General features: G+C 69.8%; 2 protein-coding genes. Both read left to right on the forward strand.

Going from position 1 to position 2,151, the window contains the following annotated elements:
* On the forward strand, positions 1–1,251 hold a 1,251-nt coding region (locus tag CH341_RS30820; RefSeq protein ID WP_111423430.1), incomplete at its 5' end, for a tripartite tricarboxylate transporter permease.
* A gap of 209 nt (positions 1,252–1,460) precedes the next feature.
* A complete protein-coding gene (locus CH341_RS30825; protein WP_111423432.1) occupies positions 1,461–2,099 on the forward strand; it encodes a Maf-like protein in 639 nt (212 codons plus the stop codon).
* The last annotated feature ends 52 nt before the right edge of the window (positions 2,100–2,151 follow it).

Raw genomic sequence — 2,151 nt, forward strand, 5'->3', positions numbered from 1 at the left:
CCGGGCGAGACCTCCTCGGTCGTCACCATCTTGGACGGCCACGCCATGGCCCAGCAGGGCCGCGCCGGGCCGGCGCTGACGCTCTCGGCGCTCGGCAGCTTCGTCGGCGGCACCATCTCGATCGTCGGCCTGATGGCGGTCGGTCCGCTCTTGGCCGACGCGATGCTGAGCGTCGGGCCGGCGGCCGAGTTCGTGCTGATGGTGATGGCGCTGCTGGTGGTGAGCGCCGTGTCCTCGTCGCCGCCCGTGAAGACGCTGGCCATGATCGTGCTCGGGCTGGCGCTCGGCACGGTCGGGATGGACCAGCTCACCGCCTATCCGCGCTTCACCTTCGGCTCGCTGGATCTCACCGACGGGCTGAACTTCGTCGCGCTGTCGATCGGCCTGTTCGGCGTTTCGGAGATTCTTCTGAACCTCGACGATGCGACCCCCGCCGTGCCGAAGGCGCCGAAGCTGCGCGACATGCTGCCGACCGGCCAGGAGTTCCGCGAGGCGACGCCGGCCGTGCTGCGCGGGTCCGCCGTCGGCTTCCTGTTCGGCCTGGTGCCGGGCGTCTCCCACATCATCTCGACCTTCGTGTCCTATGCGATCGAGAAGAAGATCTCGAAGACCCCGGAAAAGTTCGGGCACGGCGCCGTGGCGGGCGTCGCCGGCCCGGAGACGGCCAACAACGCGACCACGGGCGCCTCGATGATCCCGCTGCTGGTGCTCGGCATCCCGGCCATCCCGGCGACCGCGATCCTGCTCTCGGCGCTGCTGATCCACGGCGTGCAGCCCGGCCCGCTGCTGATGAGCGAGCATCCCCAGGTGTTCTGGGGGCTGATCGCCAGCCTCTATCTGGGCAACGCCATTCTGGTGGTGCTCAATCTGCCGCTGGTCGGCATCTTCGTGTCACTGCTGCGCACCCCGATGGGCGTGCTGGCGCCGCTCGTGCTGGTGATCTGCCTGATCGGCGTCTATTCGCTCAAGGCCTCGCCGCTCGACCTGACCATCCTGGTGGCGGCCGGCGTGGTCGGTTATCTGCTGCGAAAGTTCTCCTACGACGTCGCCCCGCTGCTGCTCGCCTTCGTGCTCGGCGACCGCATGGAGCTGTCGTTCCGGCGGGCCCTGACCATCTCGGACGGCGACTACTGGGTGTTCGTGCAGGGCCCGGCGGCGCGCGTGTTCATCGGCGTGCTGGTGGTGATCGGCGGGCTGCAGCTCGCCGCCATGCTGCTCGGCTGGCGCCGCACTGGCGCCGCCATGCCCTGAGGCGGGCGATTGATGACGGCCCGCCATTCCGTGATTCGGCCCTTCGAGACGCCGCCTCCGGCGGCTCCTCAGGGGGGGCGGACGGAGAGTGCCGCGGAGATCCGCCGGTTGTCGTCGCAGCGTGTTTCCGCTAGGGTCCGCGCCCATCCTGAGGCTCTCGTGTCGACCTCAGCTCGTCGCCTCGCGGAAGCGCAACAGAACCTCAGCTCATGATGGGCCGTCCCAAGCTCGTGCTCGCCTCCGGCTCGCCCCGGCGGCTGACTCTCCTCAACCAGGCCGGCATCGATCCCGACGCGCTGCGGCCCGCCGAGGTCGACGAGACGCCGAAGCGCGGCGAGCTGCCGCGCGCCTGCGCCAATCGGCTGGCGCGCGAAAAGGCCGAGGTCGCCTTCGCGTCGGTGAAGGTCGACGACGATCTGCGCGGGGCCTTCGTGGTCGCCGCCGACACTGTGGTGTCGGTCGGTCGCCGCATTCTCCCCAAGGCGGAGCTGCTCGACGAGGCGGCGCAGTGTCTGCGGCTGCTGTCGGGCCGCAACCACCGGGTCTACACCTCGGTCTGCCTGGTGACGCCCAAGGAGGCGTTCCGCCAGCGCCTGATCGAGACGCGGGTGCGCTTCAAGCGGCTGTCGACCGAGGACATCGACGCCTATCTGGCCTCCGGCGAGTGGCGCGGCAAGGCCGGCGGCTACGCCGTGCAGGGGCTCGCCGGCAGCTTCGTCGTCAAGATCGTCGGCTCCTACACGGGCGTCGTCGGCCTGCCGCTCTACGAGACCGTCACCATGCTGGCGGGCGAAGGTTTTCCCATCCACCACGGCTGGCTGAATCCGACCAATCCGATGCCGGCGTAGGGCCGCGAGGCGCGTCGCTTTCTTCACCTCCCCCTGGAGGGGGGAGGTCGCC

It is taken from the genome of Rhodoplanes roseus (assembly GCF_003258865.1).
In the GTDB taxonomy this organism is placed as follows: Bacteria; Pseudomonadota; Alphaproteobacteria; order Rhizobiales; family Xanthobacteraceae; genus Rhodoplanes; species Rhodoplanes roseus.

What these genes read in the sequence shown, in the direction of transcription:
- CH341_RS30825 (WP_111423432.1), top strand. Translation starts at nt 1,461, where the DNA reads ATGATGGGCCGTCCCAAGCTCGTGCTCGCCTCCGGCTCGCCCCGGCGG.